The 20,263-nt window shown below is 66.4% G+C and carries 23 protein-coding genes and 1 tRNA gene; 19 read left to right on the top strand and 5 right to left on the bottom strand.

Features of this window, described 5'->3' with window-relative positions; translation table 11 throughout:
* Window positions 1-13: 13 nt before the first annotated feature.
* The 13 genes from HTUR_RS13655 (at window position 14) to HTUR_RS13595 (ending at window position 11,920) form a co-directional block, all read left to right on the top strand.
* Entirely contained in the window at window positions 14-280 is a 267-nt protein-coding gene (locus HTUR_RS13655; RefSeq protein WP_012943910.1) for a hypothetical protein, read from the top strand.
* Window positions 277-1,698 (top strand): 3-isopropylmalate dehydratase large subunit, encoded by a 1,422-nt coding sequence (gene leuC / locus HTUR_RS13650; RefSeq protein WP_012943909.1) that lies wholly within the window; start codon window positions 277-279, stop codon window positions 1,696-1,698. Before HTUR_RS13655 ends, leuC begins: the two co-directional genes overlap by 4 nt.
* The gene (leuD, locus tag HTUR_RS13645; RefSeq protein ID WP_012943908.1) at window positions 1,695-2,330 is read left to right on the top strand and encodes a 3-isopropylmalate dehydratase small subunit; all 636 of its coding nucleotides are present in this window, start codon (window positions 1,695-1,697) and stop codon (window positions 2,328-2,330) included. Before leuC ends, leuD begins: the two co-directional genes overlap by 4 nt.
* Before the next feature lie 202 nt (window positions 2,331-2,532).
* On the top strand, window positions 2,533-3,447 hold the full coding sequence (locus HTUR_RS13640) for a DMT family transporter (RefSeq protein ID WP_012943907.1): 915 nt from the start codon (window positions 2,533-2,535) through the stop codon (window positions 3,445-3,447).
* Window positions 3,448-3,522: 75 nt separating this feature from the next.
* Window positions 3,523-4,503 (top strand): 3-isopropylmalate dehydrogenase, encoded by a 981-nt coding sequence (gene leuB / locus HTUR_RS13635; protein WP_012943906.1) that lies wholly within the window; start codon window positions 3,523-3,525, stop codon window positions 4,501-4,503.
* Between the two features lie 284 nt (window positions 4,504-4,787).
* Window positions 4,788-5,561, top strand: a complete 774-nt coding sequence (gene glpR / locus HTUR_RS13630; RefSeq protein WP_012943905.1) for an HTH-type transcriptional regulator GlpR — start codon at window positions 4,788-4,790, stop codon at window positions 5,559-5,561.
* Complete coding sequence (gene pfkB / locus HTUR_RS13625; RefSeq protein ID WP_012943904.1) at window positions 5,551-6,459, top strand: 1-phosphofructokinase; 909 nt, start codon at window positions 5,551-5,553, stop codon at window positions 6,457-6,459. The genes glpR and pfkB overlap by 11 nt, the downstream gene beginning before the upstream one ends.
* Window positions 6,460-6,570: 111 nt before the next feature.
* Window positions 6,571-7,749, top strand: coding sequence for a PTS fructose transporter subunit IIC (locus HTUR_RS13620; RefSeq protein WP_012943903.1), 1,179 nt, complete (start codon window positions 6,571-6,573; stop codon window positions 7,747-7,749).
* A 44-nt stretch (window positions 7,750-7,793) separates the two neighbouring features.
* The gene (locus HTUR_RS13615; RefSeq protein ID WP_012943902.1) at window positions 7,794-8,264 is read left to right on the top strand and encodes a PTS sugar transporter subunit IIA; all 471 of its coding nucleotides are present in this window, start codon (window positions 7,794-7,796) and stop codon (window positions 8,262-8,264) included.
* Entirely contained in the window at window positions 8,264-8,557 is a 294-nt protein-coding gene (gene ptsH1 / locus HTUR_RS13610; protein WP_012943901.1) for a phosphocarrier protein HPr, read from the top strand. Before HTUR_RS13615 ends, ptsH1 begins: the two co-directional genes overlap by 1 nt.
* A 4-nt stretch (window positions 8,558-8,561) precedes the next feature.
* Complete coding sequence (gene ptsP, locus HTUR_RS13605; RefSeq protein WP_012943900.1) at window positions 8,562-10,283, top strand: phosphoenolpyruvate--protein phosphotransferase; 1,722 nt, start codon at window positions 8,562-8,564, stop codon at window positions 10,281-10,283.
* A complete protein-coding gene (locus HTUR_RS13600; protein ID WP_012943899.1) occupies window positions 10,280-10,732 on the top strand; it encodes a PTS fructose transporter subunit IIB in 453 nt (150 codons plus the stop codon). The genes ptsP and HTUR_RS13600 overlap by 4 nt, the downstream gene beginning before the upstream one ends.
* A gap of 102 nt (window positions 10,733-10,834) precedes the next feature.
* On the top strand, window positions 10,835-11,920 hold the full coding sequence (locus tag HTUR_RS13595; RefSeq protein WP_012943898.1) for an alpha/beta hydrolase: 1,086 nt from the start codon (window positions 10,835-10,837) through the stop codon (window positions 11,918-11,920).
* A gap of 25 nt (window positions 11,921-11,945) precedes the next feature.
* On the opposite strand, the gene HTUR_RS13590 is transcribed toward HTUR_RS13595, so the two are convergent.
* From HTUR_RS13590 to HTUR_RS13575, 4 genes are all read right to left on the bottom strand, one after another.
* Window positions 11,946-12,776 carry a lipase chaperone gene (locus HTUR_RS13590; protein WP_012943897.1) on the bottom strand — a complete coding sequence of 277 codons (831 nt, stop codon included), beginning with the start codon at window positions 12,774-12,776 and terminating at the stop codon, window positions 11,946-11,948.
* A 121-nt stretch (window positions 12,777-12,897) separates the two neighbouring features.
* On the bottom strand, window positions 12,898-13,686 hold the full coding sequence (dph5, locus tag HTUR_RS13585) for a diphthine synthase (protein WP_012943896.1): 789 nt from the start codon (window positions 13,684-13,686) through the stop codon (window positions 12,898-12,900).
* 66 nt (window positions 13,687-13,752) lie between these two features.
* On the bottom strand, window positions 13,753-13,956 hold the full coding sequence (locus HTUR_RS13580; RefSeq protein WP_049941740.1) for a hypothetical protein: 204 nt from the start codon (window positions 13,954-13,956) through the stop codon (window positions 13,753-13,755).
* Between the two features lie 89 nt (window positions 13,957-14,045).
* The gene (locus HTUR_RS13575; protein ID WP_012943894.1) at window positions 14,046-14,510 is read right to left on the bottom strand and encodes a Rieske (2Fe-2S) protein; all 465 of its coding nucleotides are present in this window, start codon (window positions 14,508-14,510) and stop codon (window positions 14,046-14,048) included.
* A gap of 131 nt (window positions 14,511-14,641) precedes the next feature.
* Here HTUR_RS13575 and HTUR_RS13570 point away from each other — a divergent pair, with 131 nt between their 5' ends.
* Window positions 14,642-15,622, top strand: a complete 981-nt coding sequence (locus tag HTUR_RS13570; protein ID WP_012943893.1) for a class I SAM-dependent methyltransferase — start codon at window positions 14,642-14,644, stop codon at window positions 15,620-15,622.
* Between the two features lie 94 nt (window positions 15,623-15,716).
* Window positions 15,717-15,790: transfer RNA gene (locus HTUR_RS13565), tRNA-Thr, on the top strand.
* Window positions 15,791-16,137: 347 nt separating this feature from the next.
* Here the strand turns inward: HTUR_RS13565 and HTUR_RS13560 are convergent.
* A complete protein-coding gene (locus HTUR_RS13560) occupies window positions 16,138-16,896 on the bottom strand; it encodes a hypothetical protein (protein ID WP_012943892.1) in 759 nt (252 codons plus the stop codon).
* Window positions 16,897-17,019: 123 nt separating this feature from the next.
* Between HTUR_RS13560 and HTUR_RS13555 the strand changes: the two genes are divergently transcribed.
* From HTUR_RS13555 to fabG, 4 genes are all read left to right on the top strand, one after another.
* Window positions 17,020-17,418, top strand: a complete 399-nt coding sequence (locus HTUR_RS13555; RefSeq protein WP_012943891.1) for a CopG family ribbon-helix-helix protein — start codon at window positions 17,020-17,022, stop codon at window positions 17,416-17,418.
* A gap of 901 nt (window positions 17,419-18,319) precedes the next feature.
* Entirely contained in the window at window positions 18,320-18,538 is a 219-nt protein-coding gene (locus HTUR_RS28000; protein ID WP_012943890.1) for a hypothetical protein, read from the top strand.
* Entirely contained in the window at window positions 18,525-19,154 is a 630-nt protein-coding gene (locus HTUR_RS13540; protein WP_012943889.1) for an HTH domain-containing protein, read from the top strand. The genes HTUR_RS28000 and HTUR_RS13540 overlap by 14 nt, the downstream gene beginning before the upstream one ends.
* Window positions 19,151-19,951 carry a 3-oxoacyl-ACP reductase FabG gene (gene fabG / locus HTUR_RS13535; RefSeq protein ID WP_012943888.1) on the top strand — a complete coding sequence of 267 codons (801 nt, stop codon included), beginning with the start codon at window positions 19,151-19,153 and terminating at the stop codon, window positions 19,949-19,951. The genes HTUR_RS13540 and fabG overlap by 4 nt, the downstream gene beginning before the upstream one ends.
* Window positions 19,952-20,263 lie beyond the last annotated feature (312 nt).

The following is a 20,263-nucleotide window of genomic DNA, read 5'->3' as shown; positions in this document are numbered from 1 at the left end:
TCGATAACAACCAATGAGCAATAACGAATCGACGACAGACACGATGGCCGACGTCAGCCACGCGAACCCTTACACCGGGGAGACGGTTGGGCGGCTGTTCAGTCGCGGTCCGACGGTCGCCACTGACGGTGGCCGAGACGCGACGGAGTCCACCGAACGCACAGACGACGAACCGACCGACACGATGGCAGATGTGGATCACACGCCGCCACAGGACGCCGAGGACGCGAACCGCGTCTTCGAGCGCGGACGCAAACACCCAGTAGAGGACGAGGAATGAGCGAGGGCACACTGTACGACAAGGTCTGGGATCGACACAAAGTCACCACGCTGCCGACGGGACAGGATCAGCTGTTCGTCGGACTCCACCTCATCCACGAGGTGACGAGTCCGCAGGCGTTCGGGATGCTCCGCGAGCGCGACCTCGAGGTCGCCTATCCGAAGCTGACCCACGCGACGGTCGACCACATCGTCCCGACGGCCGATCAGTCCCGGCCCTACGAGGAGGACGCGGCCGAGGAGATGATGGCCGAACTCGAGGAGAACGTCCGCGAGGCGGGCATCGACTTTTCGGACCCGACGACGGGCGATCAGGGGATCGTCCACGTCATCGGACCGGAGCAGGGACTGACCCAGCCCGGTAAGACGATCGTCTGCGGCGACTCTCACACCTCCACCCACGGCGCCTTCGGCGCGCTCGCGTTCGGGATCGGCACCAGCCAGATCCGGGACGTGCTCGCGACGGGCACCGTCGCGATGGAGAAACAGAAGGTCCGCAAGATCCAGGTCGACGGCGAACTCGGCGAGGGCGTCGAGGCCAAGGACATCATCCTCGAGATCATCCGTCGTCTGGGAACCGAGGGCGGCGTCGGCTACGTCTACGAGTACGCCGGCGAAGCCATCGAATCGCTGGGCATGGAAGGTCGCATGTCGATCTGTAACATGTCCATCGAGGGCGGCGCCCGCGCGGGCTACGTCAACCCCGACGAGACCACCTACGAGTGGCTTGAGGAGACGGACTACTTCCAGGAGAACCCGGAGAAGTTCGAGGAACTCAAACCGTACTGGGAGTCCATTCGCTCCGACGAGGACGCCGAGTACGACGATGTCGTCCACATCGACGCGAACGAACTCGAGCCGGTCGTCACCTGGGGGACCACGCCCGGCCAGGGCGTCGGCGTCACCGAGCCGATTCCGGCCCCCGAGGACCTGCCCGAAGACAAACAGGATACGGCCCGACGCGCCCAGGAACACATGCGCGTCGAACCCGGCGACACGATGGAGGGCTACGACATCGACGTCGCCTTCCTGGGTTCCTGTACGAACGCGCGCCTGCCCGACCTGCGACGTGCCGCCGAGATCGTCGAGGGACGGCAGGTCGACGATGACGTCCGCGCACTGGTCGTCCCCGGCAGCCAGCGCGTCCAGGAAGCCGCTGCGGAGGAAGGGCTCAAAGACATCTTCGAGGAGGCCGGCTTCGAGTGGCGAAACGCCGGCTGTTCAATGTGTCTCGGCATGAACGAAGACCAACTCGAGGGTGACGAAGCCAGCGCCTCGTCCTCGAACCGGAACTTCGTCGGCCGACAGGGCTCGAAAGACGGTCGGACCGTCCTGATGAACCCGCAGATGGTCGCCGCGGCGGCGATCACCGGGGAAGTCTCTGACGTGCGCGAACTGAAGGAGGTGACCTCGGTATGAGTGACGAAGTCGAGATTCCCGAGGTCACCCACGTCTCCGGCTCGGGCGTCCCGATTCGGGGCAACGACATCGACACCGACCAGATCATCCCGGCGCGGTTCATGAAGGTCGTCACCTTCGACGGACTGGGCGAGTTCGCGTTCTTCGACGTCCGGTTCGACGACGACGACAACCCCAAGGACCACCCGATGAACGAGGACCGATTCCAGGACTCCTCGGTGATGGTCGTCAACAGCAACTTCGGCTGTGGCTCCTCGCGCGAGCACGCGCCTCAGGCGCTGATGCGCTGGGGAATCGACGCGATCATCGGCGAGAGCTTCGCCGAGATTTTCGCGGGCAACTGTCTGGCCCTCGGGATCCCGACCGTCACGGCCGACAGCGAGACGATCCAGGACCTCCAGGACTGGGTCGACGAGAACCCCGATGGTGAGATCGACATCGACGTCGAAGCGGAGGAAGTCACTTACGGCGACACCACGATCGACGTCACCGTCGACGACGCCCAGCGCAAGGCGCTCGTCGAGGGCGTCTGGGACACGACGGCGCTGATGAAGTCCAACGCCGGCGAAGTGCGGAAGAAGGCCGAGGGGCTTCCCTACGTCGACGACGCGGCGATTCCCGAAGCCGAGTAACTCGCTCGAGCCACTCTCGTTCGCCGTTTTCCGTTCACTGAAACCGTAGCTAGAGACATCGCGATCTCCCGTTCGCACGTCCGTGCGTTCGCCTTCGCTCGAGCGGTTCGCCACCTGTCCCGAGCGATTCGCTATCACACCGGAAGCGGCAGCCCCGTGCCGGCATCGCTACCGCTTTCGGCGCCAGTCCGCAACGTCAGGTATGTCTCGGAACCGCGACATCGCGATGTTTCTGTCCCTGGCCGTGCTGTGGGGGTTTTCCTTTCCGGCGATTTCGGTCGGCCTCGAGTCGCTCCCGCCGTTGCTCTTCGCCGCCGCCCGATACGATATCGCCGCCGTCCTGTTGCTGACGGCGGCCGCCGTCCGCGTCGAGAAGTGGCGGCCGACCGCCCGAAACGACCTCGCGGCGGTCGCGGGCGGCGGCGTCTTCCTCATCGCCGGGAACGGCCTGCTCTTCCTCGGCCAGCAGACGGTCCCCAGCGGCGTCGCCGCGATTCTGCAGGGGCTGGTGCCGATCCTGACCGCGCTGTGGGCGATCCCGCTGCTGGGCGAGCGGCTCTCGGGGCTCGGGGCCGTCGGCGCCGCGATCGGCTTCTTCGGCGTCGGTCTGGTCGTCCAACCCGATCCGGGGAACCTGCTGGCGGGCGACACCGGCGCGCGACTGCTCATCGTCGGGCAGGTCTGCAGCGTCGCGCTCGGCGGCGTCCTGATCCAGCGGGCCGGCCCGACCCTTGAGCAGCTACCGCTGGTTGGCTGGTCGATGCTCGTCGGCGGCCTCGTCCTCCACGCCGTCAGCCTCGGCCGGGGCGAGGGACCCGGCGCCGCCGCGATCGGTCCCGTCTCGCTGACCGCCCTGCTCTATCTCGGGGTCTTCGCGACCGCCGTCGCCTTCATGATTTACTTCACGATCCTCGAGGAACACGGCGCGTTCGAGGCGGCGCTGATCGGCTACCTGGTTCCGATCGTCGCGACCGTCGCGGGCGTCGTCCTGCTCGGCGAATCGATCGGCGCGCTGACGATCGCCGGCTTCGCGCTCGTCGCGGTCGGCTTCGCCCTGCTCAAGCGTCGAACCATCGCCGACGCGGTGGGGGTCTCGACGGGCGTCGGCAGTCCGTGATTCGAGGCGGTCACCGATCGCCGACGCGATGCCCGTATCGATACCCTCTTTTCGCCGCCGCAAAGAGGGGTGAGTATGACTCACGAGATCGCCGTCATCCCGGGCGACGGAATCGGACAGGAAGTCACCCCCGCCGCGGTCGACGTGCTCGAGTCCCTCGAGATCGACTTCGAGTTCGTCGAAGCGGACGCGGGCGATGCCGTAAAGGAGGAGACGGGCGAGGCGCTGCCCCAGGAGACCTACGACCTGGCGGCGTCGGCCGACGCGACGCTGTTCGGCGCGGCCGGCGAGACCGCGGCCGACGTCATCCTTCCGCTCCGGACCGCCGTCGACTCCTTCGTCAACATTCGACCCGCGAAATCCTACCCCGGAATCGACGCCGTCCGGCCCGAGACGGACCTAGTCTTCCTCCGCGAGAACACGGAGGGCGTCTACTCGGGAATCGAGGACCGACTGACCCAGGACGTCTCGACGCTGACCCGCGTCGTCACCGAATCGGCCTCGGAGCGACTGGCCGAGTTCGCCTGCGACTACGTCTCGGGCGACGAGCACGACGGCTTCACGATCGCCCACAAGGCAAACGTCATGCGCGAGACGGACGGCCTCTTCCGCGACACCATCAAATCCGTCGCCGACGAGAACGGCGTCGAGACCGACGAGGTGCTGATGGACGCCTTCGCGACGCGGGTCTGTCTCGACCCCGAGCAGTTCGACGTCGTCGTCTGCCCGAACCTCGCGGGCGACGTGCTCTCGGACCTCGCCGCGGGACTGGTCGGCGGGCTCGGTCTCCTGCCCTCGGCCAACGTCGGCCCCGAGCGCGGCCTGTTCGAACCCGTTCACGGTACCGCACCAGACATCGCCGGCGAGGGCGTCGCGAACCCGGCCGCGACGATCATCTCCGCCGCCATGCTCCTCGAGTACCTCGGTTACGACGAGGAGAGCGAGGCCGTCCACGCGGCTGTCGAGGACACCCTCGAGAACGGACCGCGCACGCCGGATCTGGGCGGCGACGCCTCGACCGAAGACGTGACCGAAGCGATCATCGAGCGACTGTAGCGCCGACGCGGACGGATCCGATCGCCCTGACCGGCAGATCGATCACATTCGATCAGAGCGTGGAATATTCTTACTCGAAACCGAATTAGTCGTTCTAAATTGGCGTCAGTTCGGGACGTTTCGGCCGCTAGCTCGAGCTATCGATCGCGTTCCGAGGCCGGAGACGATCCGAATTTCTATCTCCGAGTTAAAACGATTCTATCTGCCCAGAAACAAACGGTTATTGCAGCATAAACAAATAAAACCGTGCAGACCGCAGAGAGATTCGAAGACCACCCAGGCACATGTTACCCGAACAGCGCAAACGGACGATCGTCGAACTCGTGTCGGAGCGGGACGGCTGCTCCGTCGAGGAGCTGTCCGCCGAACTCGACGTCTCGAAGGCGACGATCCGGCGAGATCTGGACGACCTCGAGGAGGAGCGCCTCGTCGAGCGCTCCCACGGCGGCGCCGTCCCGGTGACGGCCGTCGGACGCGAGCAGACGTACGTCCAGAAGGAGGTCCAGAACCTCGAGGCGAAGGCCGCGATCGGCGAGCGCGCCGCGACGGAGATCCACGACGGGCAGGTCGCTTTCTTCGACTCGGGGACGACGACGATGCAGGTCGCAAAGCGGGCACCGACCGACACGACGTTCATCCCGGTGACGAACTCGCCGCTGCTGGCGCTCGAACTCGGGAAGAACGCCGACGACGTCAAGCTCACCGGAGGGACGCTCCGCCACCGGACGCGGGCGCTCGTCGGTCCGAGCGCGGAGGCGTTCATGGATCGGACGAACTTCGACCTGCTCTTTCTGGGGACGAACGGCATCGCCGGCGACGGGAGCCTGACGACGCCGAACGAGGACGAAGCGCGGATCAAGGAGCTGATGGTCGAGAGCGCCGAGCGGGTCGTCCTCGTCACCGACGAGACCAAATTCGGCGAGCGGAGTTTCGTCGAGTTCGCGTCGCTGTCCGACGTGGACGTGCTGGTGACCGACGCGGAACCGACCGGCGAGGTCGCGGAGGCCTGCGCCGCGGCCGACGTGACCGTCGGCGTGGAGGTGCCGGATGATCGCTAGCGTGACGCTCAACCCGGCGGTCGACTACACGGTCGAGCTCTCCGAACCGCTGACCGACGGAGCCGTCGCCCGCTCCGACGAGCACCGCTACGACGCGGGCGGCAAGGGGATCAACGTCTCGAAGTACCTGGCCGAACTCGGCGTCGAGACCGTCGCGACCGGCGTCGCCGGCGGCTTTCTCGGTCGCTCGCTCCTCGAGCGACTCTCCGCGACGTCGATCGACGCCGACTTCGTCGAAATCGACGGCGAGACGCGACTCAACACCACGCTCCTCGGTCCCGACGGCGAGTACAAGGTCAACCAGAACGGACCGCAGGTCGCCCCGTCTGCGATCGAGGAGATCGTCGACACGCTCCAGGGACACGATCCCGAGACGGTCGTGATCGCCGGGAGCCTGCCGCCGGGGACCGGTCCCGAGACGATCGACCGCGTGGCCGCGGCCGGCCCCTGGGAGACGGTCGTCGACGTCGGTGGAGCGACCCTCGCCGACCTCGAGGCCGAGTACGCGCTCTGTAAGCCCAATCACGAGGAACTCGCGGCGGCGACGGGGCGGCGAGTAGACGACGTGCAGTCGGCGATCGCGGCCGCCGAGGAGCTACAGGCCGCCGGGTTCGAGCGCGTCGTCGCGTCGCTGGGCGCCGACGGCGCGATCATGGCGACGCCCGACCGGACGCTACACGCGCCGGCGGCGGACGTCGACGTGGTCGACACCGTCGGAGCGGGCGACGCCCTCCTGTCGGGCGTGCTCGCCGCTCGGGCCCGCCAGGAATCGGACGCGGTCGCGCTCAGATCGGGCGTCGCCGTCGCCTCCCGGGTGGTCGCGGTGTCGGGGACGCGAGCGCCGTCGTTGACGGGACTGCGCGACGAGCGCGAGTCGATCAGCGTCTCCGCGTACTGACCGCGACCCCGAATATCCGATCGCAACTATATTTCGAATATATCCAATCTAAAACAAACATATTCGAAACCACTTTTGCAGCCGCTGTCGAAGGACTGCGGCAGAGATAGCATGGAAAACGATGTAGAATCACGACTCCGAGCCCACCTCCTCTCGGTCAAGGAAGATCTGATGACGGGCGTGTCATTCATGATCCCGTTCGTGACGATCGGCGGGATCTTCCTCGCGCTCGCGTTCATGGTCGCGGAATTACCGGGAACGGCCGGTAGTACCGAGACGGTGTTCGAGGAGACGGGCTCGCTCGCGTGGTACCTGGCCCAGATCGGCGACCTCGGGCTGACGATCATGATCCCCGTTCTGGGAGGGTATATCGCGTACGCGGTCGCGGACAAGCCCGGACTCGCGCCCGGATTCATCCTCTCGTGGGTGATCCAGCAGGAGGCGGTCATCGAGGCAGCCGGGCTGGTCATCGGCTTCGAGGCCGACGGGGCCGTCGCCGGCTTCCTCGGGGCGATCGTCGCCGGCCTGCTCGCGGGCTACGTCGCCCGCTGGATGAAGGGCTGGTCGGTGCCGTCGGTCGTCTCGCAGATGATGCCGATCCTCGTCATCCCCGTCTTCACGACGCTGCTGCTCGCCCCGGTCGTCATCCTCGGTCTCGGGGTTCCCATCGCCATCGTCGACGATGCGCTGACGTCCGCGCTCGAGGGCATGCAAGGGTCGAACGCGCTCCTGCTCGGGGCGATCCTCGGCGGGATGATGGCGGTCGACATGGGCGGTCCGATCAACAAGGTCGCGTACGTGTTCGGGACCGTCCTCGTCGCGGACCAGATCTTCGCGCCGATGGCCGCCGTGATGATCGGCGGGATGGTCCCGCCGCTTGGCCTCGCGCTCTCGAACTTCATCGCGCCCCAGAAGTACGCCGCGGAGATGTACGAGAACGCGAAGGCGGCCGTCCCGCTCGGCCTCGCCTTTATCACAGAGGGGGCGATACCCTACGCCGCCGCCGACCCGCTCCGGGTGATTCCGTCGGCGGTCCTCGGCAGCGCGACGGCCGGCGCGGCCGCCCTCTGGCTCGGCGTGACGATGCCGGCGCCCCACGGCGGCATCTTCGTCGTGTTCCTCTCGAGCAGCGCGCTGCTGTTCCTCGCCTGCATCGCGCTCGGCACGATCGTCACGGCGACGGTCGCCACGCTGATCAAGCCCGACTACCACGAGCGCGTCGCCGGCGCCGAACCCGCGAAGTCCGCGACCGACGCGAGCCAGACGAACGCAGGACAGACGAACGACTGACTATCCGACGCGACCCCACCGTTCAACACCATAGCGATCATACGATGACTGTGTCCGAACCCGAAATCGACGCCGTACTGACCCCCGAACTGATCACGCTCGAGGAACCGCCCGCAGAGAAGGCGGCCGCGATCGAGTTCCTGCTCGACCGCGCGGTCGACGCCGGCCGCGTCACCGACCGCGAGGCGGCCCTCGAGGCGCTGCTCGCCCGCGAGGAGGAGACGACGACCGGCGTCGGCATGGGAATCGGCATCCCGCACGCGAAGACCGACGCGGTCGCCGAGCCGACCATCGTCTTCGCCCGCTCCTCGGCCGGCATCGACTTCGACGCGATGGACGACCAGCCGGCGACGCTGCTGTTCCTACTGCTGGTCCCAGCCGAGGGCGGCGAGGAGCACCTCGAACTCCTGAGCTCGCTCTCGCGGGCTCTGATGCACGACGACGTCCGCGAGCGCCTCCACGAGGCCGACTCGAAGGCGGCGATCGAGGAGACGATCACGGAGGCGGTCGCGTGATGGAGCGCACCGTCACCGTGGTCCCCGAGGACGGGCTCCACGCGCGGCCGGCCGCGAAGTTCGTCGAGACCGCAACTGAGTTCGACGCCGACGTGCGGGTCGCCCCGGCCGACGGGGACGATCCGGTCGACGCGGCGAGCATGCTGGCCGTGACCAGCCTCGGCGTCGCCAGCGGCGAGGACGTTCGGCTGATCGCGGAGGGCGACGACGCCGAGGCGGCCCTCGACGACCTCGAGGAACTGCTCGCGACGCCCGAGACCGAGTCCGCGGCCGAATCGAGTTCGGGGACCTGAACCGATGGCCGCCAACGAGTCCGCACCGCGAGCGCACGAGGGAACCGGCGTCACGCCGCTGTCCGGCGTCGGAACCGCCGTCTGGTACGATCCGAACGCCGAGCTCGAGCTTGGCGAGCCGCCGGCGGCCGAAACGGTCGATCCGGACGCCGAACGCGAGCGGTTCGAGGACGCCCGCGACCGCGCCCGAGCGGAACTCGAGCGCGAGCGCGAACGAACCGCCGAGCGCGTCGGCGAGGACGAGGCGGCGGTGTTCGACGCTCACAAGCAGTTCGTCGACGATCCGCAGATCATCGACGGCGTCGAGGCGGCCGTCGACGACGGCCTGCCCGCCGAGCATGCGGTCGACGCAGCCTTCGAGGACCCCATCGCGCAGTTCGAGGGGATGGACGGCCGGATGGCCGAGCGCGCCGACGACCTCCGGGACGTGCGGGACCGACTGCTGCGACTGCTCACCGACGCGGATCGCGTCGACCTCGCCTCGCTATCGGACGGCTCGATCCTGCTGGCCGAGCGCTTGACGCCGAGCGACACCGCACAGCTCGACCCCGAGCGCGTCGCCGGCTTCGCGACGATCGAGGGCGGTCGGACCTCCCACGCCGCGATCTTCGCCCGCTCGCTGGGGATCCCCGCCGTCGTCGGCGTCGGCGACGGCCTTGAGTCGATCGACGACGGCGCGGACGTACTGATCGACGGCGAGGAGGGCACGGTGATCGCCAACCCGACGCCCGACCAGCGCGAGCGCGCGGCCGGCGGCCGCGACGTCGAGATTCGCGAGGACCCGGTCGAGACGGCCGACGGGCGCGCCGTCGAGGTCGCGGCCAACGTCGGTACTCTCGCGGAACTCGAGGGCGCCGTCGCGCAGGGCGCGGACGGGATCGGGCTCTTCCGGACCGAGTTCCTCTTTCTCGACCGCGAGGCGCCGCCCGACGAGGACGAGCAGTTCGAGGTCTACCGCGAGGCGCTCGCGGCGTTTCCCGAGGGGCGGGTCGTCGTGCGGACGCTGGACGTCGGCGGCGACAAGCCGATTCCCTACCTCGAGACGCCCGACGCGGACAACCCCTTCCTCGGCCAGCGGGGGATCCGGCGCTCGCTCGGTCCCGACGCTGACCTCTTCGAGACCCAGCTCCGGGCGCTGTTGCGAGCGGCCGCCGCCGAATCGGGGACGCTCTCGGTGATGTTCCCGATGGTGGCGACCGTGCCGGAGCTCGAGGCGGCCCTCGAGACCGTCGCGGACGTCGCGGCCGACCTCGAGTCCGAGGGGATCGAGCACGAGCGGCCGGAGCTGGGTGCGATGATCGAGACGCCCAGCGCCGCCTTCATCGCCGACGAGTTGGCCGAACGCGTCGACTTCCTCAGTATCGGCACGAACGACCTCACGCAGTACGTGATGGCCGCCGCCCGGGAGAACGAGCGTGTCGCCGACCTCCGAGATCCCTGCGAGCCGGCCGTCCTCCGCGCGATCGAGCGCACCGTCGCGGCCGCCGACGCCGGCGACGCCTGGGTCGGGATGTGCGGCGAGATGGCCGGCGACCCCGACCTGGCGCCGCTGCTCGTCGGGCTCGGGCTCGACGAACTCAGCATGAGCGCCGTCACGATCCCCGAGGTGAAGGCCGCGATCGCCAACATCGAGACCGACGCGGCCGAAGCGCTCGCGAACCGAGCGACCGATGCGGCTACCAGAACGACCGTGTACGAGCACGTCAACACCACCACAGACCAATGAAATTCGTCGCAGTAACGTCCTGTCCGACGGGTATCGCACACAGCCAGATGGCGGCCGAAAACCTAGAGCAGACCGCGACCGATCGTGGCCACGAGATCGACGTCGAGGTCCAGGGCGCCATGGGCCAGGAGAACGAACTCTCGAGCGACGCGATCGCCGAGGCGGACGCGGTGATCATCGCCGCGGACACGTCAGTGAATCAGGATCGCTTCGAAGGGAAACCGGTCGTCACGGCGCCGGTGAAAGACGCCGTTAACGACGTCGAGGACCTCCTCGAGCGAGCGATCGCGGCGGCCGATGGCGAGACGTCGACCGCCGACTCGGCGCAGTCTGAGGGGGCGGCTGACGCGAGCGCCTCCGACGCCGAAGCGGCCGATTCGGGCGCGCCGCGCCGCGGCGGCGACCCCTCGAAGGGACTGTTCGCCAGACTCAAGCGCCTCCTCTCCTGACCGATTCGACCGCGATCGGCGCAGCCCGTTCTCTCGACGGTCGCCGCTGTAACGGGGTTTGCAACACCGACAGCTATCACACATGACGTGATAGCCCCCGCCATGCCTCGAGACGACACCCTCGCCGGCATCGACTCGCGTACCGTCGACACCGACCGCCTCGAGACCCACTACCTCGAGTCGGGCACCCCGAACGGGGCCGATAAGACCGAGGGCACCGTCGTTTTCATTCACGGAAACGTCTCCTCGTCGCGCTTCTTCGAGGACGTCATGACGGACCTCCCAGCCGGGTATCGCGCGATCGCGCCCGATCTGCGGGGGTACGGCGACTCCGAGACGAAGCCAATCGATGCGACCAACGGCCTCCGAGACTTCGAGGCGGACCTCCGCGCGCTGTTTGCCGAACTCGACCTCGAGGAGCCCGTGACGCTGGTCGGCTGGTCGAACGGCGGCGGCGTCGCGATGCGGTATACGATCGACAATCCCGAAGCGGTCGCGAACCTCGTTCTGATCAACCCGCTCTCGCCGTACGGGTTCGGCGGGACGAAAGACGAGGAGGGAACGCCGTGTTTCGACGACTACGCCGGCTCCGGCGGCGGGTTGGGCAACGAGGAGTTCGTCGCGGGGCTCGCGGAACGAGACCGCGGCGAGGAGGGCCAATCCTCGCCCCGGAAGGTCCTGCGGACGTTCTACGTCGATCCGAGCTACGTGTTCGACGAGGAGCGCGAGGGGTCGTACCTGACGGGGATGCTCGATACCGCGACCGGCGACGAGAACTACCCCGGCGACGCGGTCGAGAGCGAAAATTGGCCCGGCGTCGCGCCCGGCGAGAACGGCGTGAACAACGCCATCTCACCGAAGTATTGCTCGCTCGAGGAGATCGTCGACGTCGATCCCGACGAGAAGCCGCCCGTCCTGTGGATCCGCGGCGACTCGGACCAGATCGTCTCCAACGAGTCCGTCTTCGACGTGGGCACGCTCGGCCGGATGGGGCAGGTCCCCGACTGGCCCGGCGAGGACGTCTTCCCGCCCCAGCCGATGGTCGACCAGACCCGCGCCGTCCTCGAGGACTACGCCAACGCGGGCGGCGAGTTCGAGGAGGTCGTCTTCGGGAACACCGGGCACGCGCCCCACGTCGAGGTGCCCGGAGACTTCCGCGACGAACTCGAGGGCGTGCTGGACGGCTAACAGTGGTGCGGTCGAGCGGTTTCGTCTAGGCGTTCGTTTTCGTCTCTGCTTCCGCTTCGTCCGCTTCCGCCTCGTCGCGTTCGCTGCGCATCGTTCGGAGCGTCGAGAGGCCTCGTTTCCGGGTGACGCCCTTCGAGAGGCGGACGCCGTCGAACGTCCCCTCCCAGGACTCCTCACTCACGCCGAGGTGGTCCATGTAGTAGGCGAAGGCACCGAGCCACGCCAGCACGGCCGAGAGGACGAGAAACGAGAGCACGGAAACGGCCATCGAGATGCCGGCGGCGCCGACCGCGATCCCGGCGGTGACGTAGACGAGCGAGGCAATCACCATGAGGACGGTGATCGTCGCGAACATGTCGTTGACGGCCGTCACCCGCGCGTTGTACTCGATCCAGCGGCCGTAGCTGCGCAGCAGGCGCTCCTCGAACTGCGCCGTCCCGGCTCGCGTCTCGGAGTCGACTCGAGCCGACGCGAGCGCGACCTCGACGGCGTCGGCGTCGATGCCGCCCCGGAGGTTCGACGCGGTGTAGGTCACTCCGGCGAGACCCGTCGAGACCAGCAGGAGAATCCCGCCCGCGATCGTAAAGAGGTTCGCGAAGGCCATAATGTGGATATCGGTCTGGAAGACGATCGAGCCGCCGGTGACGACCAGTCCGATCAGCAGGAGGTTCGCCTTCAGGATCTCGATGGCCTTGGCGTCGATCTCCTGGAGGCGCTCGACCTGATAGTCGAACGTTCGCTGGAGTTCCTCGCGGGCGACGGCGACCGTCTCCGCGTCGAGTTCGTTCGCTCCGTCGGGCGCGGTGCCGATCGCCTCGTCCCCGGCCGATTCGTCCGTGCGCTCCCGACCGCTCATGGATCAGGACAGCAACCGGGGCCCTAAATAGTCACGCGTTCGACGCGCTCGAGCCGTCGGCAGACAGGCCCGATCGCGCCTCGCGCCGGTGTGCCCGAGACGGACCGACGTGCGTCTCGAGTCAGTTCGTCTCGAGTGCGTCCCGATCCGCGCCGGCGAGTTCGACCAGCGCGTCGGCCTCGAGCGGATGACACTCGCCGGGAACAACGAGCAGGTGCAGCGGGTCGCCGAACTCTCGCTCGGCGAGTTCCGACATCGTTCCGGCCGCGACGAGCGGGTCGGGGCTGCCCGCGCGGGCGACGACGACGCCGACGAGGTCCGGATACTCCTCGGCGAGTAACTCGGCGCCGACGTCGGCGGTCATGTACTCGTCCTCGTCGGTGAGTTCGTGATCGACTTTGATGTCGAGGTAGACGACCGTGTGGAGGCCGTCCTCGCGGTTCGCGTCGATCGTGTCCGTCACGCTCGCCGGCAGGCCGTCGGCGCCGTGGGCGTAGGGGAACGGGAGCGTGGTCGCCTTCCCGAAGCGGTAGTTCTGAAGCCCGGTCAGGGAACTGGCCGCCGTCTGGGCCGTGACGCCGTGGATCACCCGCGTCTCGATCCCGCGGTCGCGGGCCCGCAGGCGGAGGTCGACGTGGGTCGTCGAGATCATCGTGTCGCCCGCGGTCAGGAAGACCACGTCCTCGCTCGTTGCGGCCTCGAGGATGTCGTCGGGGCGCTGTTCGACGCCCGCGCGGTCGCGGACCTCGATGTCGACGTCGTGGGCGGACTCGAGGTCCGCGGCGGTCGCGCCGAGTAGCTTGCTGGTGTAGAACTCGGCGTAGGCGCGGTCGGCGTTCCGGAGGGCGTCCCGGCCCTCGACGGTGATCGACTGCTCGTCGTAGAGTCCGAGGCCGATGAAGGTGAGCATGAGCGCTCGTAGTGCCAGCGCTCGGAATACGCTTTCGAGACGGCGGTCACCGATCGCGACGCCCTCTCAGCGGAGCCGTCGGTACGCCCGCAGGAGCAGCGACGCGGCCGTTCCGATGCCGGGGATCCGCGAGGAGAGCGCGGCCGCGACGAGGAGCACCAGGCCGCTTCCGCGGTGGCCCTTCGAGAACTCCCGTACCGCGTCTATCAGGGTTGTCACGACGCCGACCTTCTTCATCAGTCCCGATCGATCGCCTGTTGTCGACGACATGGTATCGGGCTGGACGACGCTCGCGACGGAGAAAATACGGCGGGTTGCGCCTGCCACGCAGCGGGCGGATCGCTCCTACTGACTGGGCTTCAAAAGCCGATGTGGGACGTCGAGGTGGGATCGTCGTCGCCGTCGCCCTCGTTGTCGTCGATCCCGCCCTCGCCGACGAACGTGAACTCGTCGTCGGTGAGTACGATCCTGCCGTCGTTTCGCACCGAGATGTCGACCGACGGGAGCGTCGTGTCGACGGCCTCGCCGTTGTCGCAGTAGCCCGAACAGGAATCGAACATCGAGCCGTGTTTCGGACAGATGATCTGACCCTCGCGCATCGGGACGCCCCGGCCCGTATCGAAGCGCTGGGCTTCGTGCGTACAGCGGTTGATCCACGCCTCGACACTGTCGTCGAGTGTCGCCTGACCGCTCGTCGAGCCGTGCTCGACACCGTCTTCACAGGGAACGAGGATGACTTCGTCCCGTTCGCCGTACTGGTCCCGCACCGTGAACAGCCACGACCCCTCGTCGTGGACCGTCTCCACGGTCGTCAGTTCGTGCATACGGACCCCTACCGTCGGCGGGCTGAAAACCTTCACTCCGGCGTTCGCTGCTCGAGTCACGGTTCGGTCGACGGCGTTCGGTGGCGCGGCGAAACGCCAGCGTTACGGCGACTCGTCGGCTTCGTCCGAGTATGGAAGTGCCGTGCGTCCGCGCGCCGCGCGAGGAGGGGGAAGCCACGCGTCAGCGACTCGCGGACGCGGACCTGATCGACGACGAGTACGAACTGACCGTCGACGACGGCAGCCTCTACATCCCGGTCACTGACCCCGACGCGGTCCCCGCAGCGTTCGACGTCGTCTCTCGGCCGCTCGAGGAGCGCGAGACACAGACGACGCCCGCGGACCTGCTCGGCTTCGAGCCGTCCTACGAGCGACTGGGCCGCGCGGCGCTGCTCGACGAGGACGACGACGAGCGCGCCCGCGAAATCGCCGACGCGATCGTCGCGTCGGATCTGCCCCTCGAGACGGTCCTCAACAAGGCTTCGAAGGTCAAAGGGGAAACTCGGGTCCGCGACTGGGAGGTGCTCGCGGGCGCGGACACGGAGGTCGTCCACCGCGAGTACGGCTGCGAATTCTTGCTGGATCTCGCCGAGGTGTACTTCTCGCCGCGACTCGCGACCGAGCGCAATCGAGTCGTCGAGCAAGTCACCGCGGATGAGCACGTCTTCGACATGTTCGCCGGCGTCGGCCCGTTCGTGATCCCGTTCGCGAAACGCGGCGCCGAGTGCGTCGGCGTCGACGTCAATCCAGAAGCGATCGACTACCTGCGGGAGAACGCGCGCCGCAACGGCGTCGAAGACAGGGTGACGGCGACCTGCGACGACGTTCGCGAGGTCGCGCCCGGGTACGAGGGCTGGGCCGACCGCATCGTGATGAACCTCCCCCACAGCGCCGACGAGTTCCTCGAGGCGGCCGTCACCGTCGCGGGCGACGACTGCGTGCTCCACTACTACGACATCCAGCACGAGGACGACCCGTTCGGCCCCGGCGAGCGGGCGATCCGCGAAGCCGCCGAACCGACGTACGACGTTTCGGTGGAGACGGAACGGGTCGTTCGCTCCTACGCGCCCCACGAACTGAACGTCTGCCTGGACGTCCGACTCGAGCGTTGACTCGAAGGTACGGGAGTCAGTCCCACGAGAAGATCGATTCGCAACCCTTATGGCTGGTATCGGCCCTACGAATAAACGCGCACTCCGAAGGTGTGCCGGTGTAGCTCAGACTGGCAGAGCGAATCCTTCGTAAGGATTAGGTCGAGGGTTCAAATCCCTCCACCGGCTTTTTGCTGCGAACAACACGTGAGCAGCAACCGCCGTCGAGGGATTTGAATCAGGGAGAGCTTCCTCTCCCAGTGGTTCACAATCCCCTCTACGGGCTTGTCTTCTGCAACGAGCGTCACGTGCGGAGCGATGCACGTCTTCTCCACTGGCATCTTCCTTCGGTTCAGTTCGGATTCCGATATCCACCACAGTCGAACCCTCGTCGGCGAACGTCTCGGCGCTGCCAGTTGCTCCCCTCGAGTGCGCGGTACGTCCCGCATGCTGCGATTTTGAGAATACGTTCAGCGAGTATCGCGACGAACGAACACGGACTGACGCCGGAGAGTACGGTGGTCAGGAACGGGAGTTCAGAGGACCCCAATGATGAACGCCAGTCCCATGCTCACCAGCACCGTCGCTGTCAGCAACGGCAGGTACGGCGTGTATCGGTCGACCGTTTCGCGATGGCGTTCATAGCCCGCGATCAAGAGGAGCGTCGGAACGAGGATCGCAACAATAACGACCAGCGAGTAAATCAGCATCAGTTCCAGGCAGTAGGCCGTCCCCGTACAGACTGCCAGAATTTGAATCGGCTCTTCGTGGGCGAATCCGAGAAGGAGGGCGGTCGTCCCGAGGGCCATCAAGCCTCGTTCAGCGTCTTCGTCACTCAAATGGCGATGGCCGCCGCTGAACAGTCGCTCCCGAATTCGAGTCAGGATCCCGCGCTGGGACGGGGCTCCCGAATGACTGTGTTCGTGTGAATGCTCGTGTTCGTGAGTGTGCGAATGGGCGTGGTCGTGGTGGGAGTCGTCGTGATCGTGTCCCGACCCGTGTCCGCCGTTCCGATATTCGTGAATTCCCAGTAAAACGAGGATGATACCCGCGATATATCTCATCCACGGGCCTTCGGCGAAGGCAGCGAAGCGACTGAACCAAAAGTACGCCAGTACCAGTACGACGCTACTAATCAGATGTCCGACCCCGAGGACGAGGCCCGCTATCGTCCCGTAGAGCCACGTCCGTGAGCGACTCAACCCGTAGGTCGCAGCAATCGGCCACCCGTGATCCGGGAGCACGCCGTGGATAAACCCGATCGTAACGACACCTGCAACGAGACCGATATCCATACGGGATTCTCGGGAGAGACGGCACAAAAACCCTGTTAGCACCGATTGGAGGGGATCGTAATACCCGTCAGCTCGAAAACCACAGCGCCCATTCGTTCACCCCGCTAGGTCCGGTGTAGACAGATGCGTACCAGTTTCAATATTCCGGATGAGTTACTCGCCGAGTTCGACCGGACGTGGCAGACTGAGGGGTTCGACTCTCGCTCGCGAGCAGTCCGGGAAGCGATGCAGGAGTATATCGAGTCCCACACCGAACTCGAGACGGTCTCGGGTGACGTGACGACTGCGCTTGCGTTCGATTACCAGCACGAGGACGTGATCCGCGAACTCCACGACGTACAACACGACTTTCAGGACGTGATTACGACGACGAGTCACACGCACGAAGGCGATTGGTGTCTGGAAACGATTTTCTGTCGCGGCGAGGCGGCCCGCGTTCGCAAACTCGTGTATCGACTCCGCGATTTCGACGCCGTGGGGCAGGTGAAGGTCCTGTTGCTTCGGTCTCGAAGGGACCTGTAGTTGGGTAGTGGCGGAATGGAACGTAGCCAGCAATCGAGTATCCAGACCATCGTACAGGAAATGGCGCTGGTCACGGCCATCGATCAGTTGGAGCTTCCGCCGCGGTATCGGACTCTCGAGTCGGACACCCTCGACGCAGCTATCCGCGGGATGAGTAAGGGGATGATCACTGTCGAAAGTGACAGTACTGTTCGAGTTTTCGAGAAGAATACTCGCGAAGCGGGTCGGACCGGGCCGGCGACGGACGACCGAGCTACGGTCGTACGAACACGTATATCGACTGCGACGAGTGCGGATTCGGTCTGCGCTCCGAAAGCGCTTCCAGCCCGCTCCCGAAGCGGGTCGATTCGCGTCTGGAACGTGGCGGAACGAAGGTTCGATTTCCTACGGAGTAAGCGGGTATTCGACGGCACTCGACGTCGAAATCGCAACGCGGTGCGGTTCGAGTACGCATAGCACATTCGTGCACCGCCGAACACTAAACACCAAACCTGTTTGGAAGTACAATCTTGTGTGTCTGGAACCTAGACGGGATCACAGGCGATCCGGATCGTCGGTCCGGGTTCGCTTGGCACGATGGCCGCCCTCAGCGGTCACTCGTGGACATCATCCACTTCTGGCCGATCCACAGCGCGATCCCTCCGTCGAGAGCGATCGCTCTCGACTGCGAGGCGCCGAACTAATTCCACCGTCCGTCTCTCGGTGCTCGTCAGAGATGGTTGCTACCGATTAGTCAGCACTTTGGTAAAGGGAGCTAGACGAGCGAAATCATGTCACTCTCGAGAGGTACCCAATTACCAACGAATAATCGCTAGGAATATCGCCGACTGCGGACGGTCTGTGGTGTATGAAAACACCTCTCAAACACCTTTAAGTATCGATTCGTTGCGGTCGTCTATGGATGATGTCCACGAGCGAACACCAGCCGACAGTGCCGAACGAACTCGACGCGCCACAGACCAAACTCGTCTATCTGTCCCTGCTGGTACTCGAAGAGGCGACGGTGTCCGAACTCCAGGAACTACTCGGATTATCGAAACTTACGCTCCTACCGATTCTACGATCGCTCGCCGCAGACGGTCGCGTTCGATCCACGGAGGTCGGCTATGCCTGCCGGTGAGTTCGAGTCCCAGTCTGCGTCCCCGTTCGCGCCGATCGTCGATACCGATCCGGATGCGAGTCTCCGGGTCGACTGTTACGTCCGGGCGACCGTTCCGCCGGCTATCACTGCGACCATCGACGACGTCATCGAGCGATTCCGAGAGCTCGACGAACACGACGTGATCGACGACCACCGGGTGACTCACTGGCCGCCCGAGTACCGCTCGGCCGCCGGATCGACCGGTGAAAACGGATCGAGCCGCGACGAACTCGTCGCCGAATTCGAACGCTGGGCCGCCCGGAACGGCCACTCGCTCGAGCCGGCGTTCCGTCGACAGGCGGTTCCGCCGTCGCCGCTCGACGCCGGCCTCGACGAGCCGCGCGAGCGAGTTCGGGTTCCGGTCGTCGCGCTGGCGATTTCCGAGGTCGAAGCGGATGCGGCGACCGCGGACGCCGTCGACGCGGACGCGGCGTCGCTTCGGGGCGTCGTCCCGTATACGGAACGACCGTCGTCGGAGCGATCGCGGACGTACACCGTCAACGATCTGCTCTCCATCGTCGAAGCGGCCGAGGAGAGCGCTCGTCCGGAGACGCGCCAGCCGGAAGGAGCGACGCCGCTGGAGGGGCGTCGATGAGCGCGGAGACGATCGACCGCTCGGCCGAACTCGAACGCCCGGCCCGCCAGCCGCTCGCGGGGCGAACGTGTCTGGTGACCGGCGGCTCGCGCGGGATCGGACGCGGCATCGCTCGAGAGCTCGGTCGGTACGGCGCGACCGTGATCGTCAACTACCGATCCTCTGAGGCCGACGCCCACGCGGTCGCCGACGCGATCACCGAGGCCGACACCGACGGGACGGCCCATCCGGTACGGGCCGACGTCACCGACCGCGACGCGGTCGACGCGATGCGCGAGTCGGTCGCCGACGCGTTCGGCCCGATCGACGTCCTCGTCAACAACGCGGGAATCACGGCCGACCGCACGTTCGCGAACATGACCGCCGAGGACTGGCACCGCGTCGTCGACGTCTCGCTCAACGGCGCATTTAACTGCACGAAGGCGTTCTACGACGACCTCGCCTCCGCCCCGAACGGCCGGATCATCAGCGTCTCGAGCGTGATCGGCAAGCAGGGGAACGTCGGTCAGGCCAACTACGCTGCGGCCAAGAGCGGCCTCTTCGGTTTTACCAGATCGCTCGCGCTCGAGTTGGCCGGAACGGGGACGACGGCCAACTGCATCGCCCCGGGGTTCACGCGGACGGAGATGATCGAGTCCATTCCCGAGACCGTTCGGGACGACCTACGCGAGGACATCCCGCTCGAGCGGTTCGCGACCGTCGAGGAGATCGCCGGGCTCGTCCGCTATCTCGCGAGCGAGCAGTCGGGGTACGTCACCGGCGAAGTGATCGACGTCAACGGCGGTATCGATCTCTGAACCCGCTGCATTCGAAGTAGGACTGGGAGTGGACATCCGAGTGACCGCGACGCTCGTCGCGGCGCCCGATCGCGGTCGTTTTCGAATCGCGAAGCTGGTGGGTCGCCTTCCGGTCGACGACCGCGACCTCGCGGTGACCGGAAGGCGGTCCCGCGGCCCGTGCCTCAATAACCGCGGGACGCTACCGCGGGTCGTCGAAGCGCAACGGCGACCCGCGTCGTCACCCCCCGCGACCGTAACGGTCGCACACCGGAGCTACCCGGTGCGGTCGATGGTAGTGCGGCCGCTCTCAAAGCGTTTGAGCGCGTGTGC

Origin of the sequence: Haloterrigena turkmenica DSM 5511 (assembly GCF_000025325.1) — an archaeon.
In the GTDB taxonomy this organism is placed as follows: domain Archaea; phylum Halobacteriota; class Halobacteria; order Halobacteriales; family Natrialbaceae; genus Haloterrigena; species Haloterrigena turkmenica.
This window is presented reverse-complemented; position numbering and strand designations above follow the sequence as displayed.